We start from the raw sequence: 255 nt of genomic DNA on the forward strand, positions 1-255 counted from the left end.
AGTCAGCAACATCAAACACGGTTAATCAAGCGCATTGCAGGCCGTCTGAACACAGATAGTCGCGTACCCGTGCGTTCAGTATTCTCAGCAGTTTGTGCATACACGCATTGATGGCTACTTTGAACGGCTTTCCTTTGCCGGTAAGCCGTTCGTAAAATGCTTTGATTTTCGGCTCAAAACGGCTGGCGGTCAGGGTGGCCATATACAGGGCATTACGCACTTCCATCCTGCCGCCGATACATCCGGTTTTACCAA

The 255-nt window shown here is 50.2% G+C and carries 1 pseudogene; it reads right to left on the reverse strand.

Annotated elements, in window-relative coordinates:
• Positions 1 to 25: 25 nt before the first annotated feature.
• Positions 26 to 255 (reverse strand): annotated as a pseudogene (locus NQ012_RS13025) (IS110 family transposase); the annotation flags it as partial.

Origin of the sequence: Neisseria dentiae (assembly GCF_024580525.1) — a bacterium.
Taxonomy (GTDB): domain Bacteria; phylum Pseudomonadota; class Gammaproteobacteria; order Burkholderiales; family Neisseriaceae; genus Neisseria; species Neisseria dentiae_A.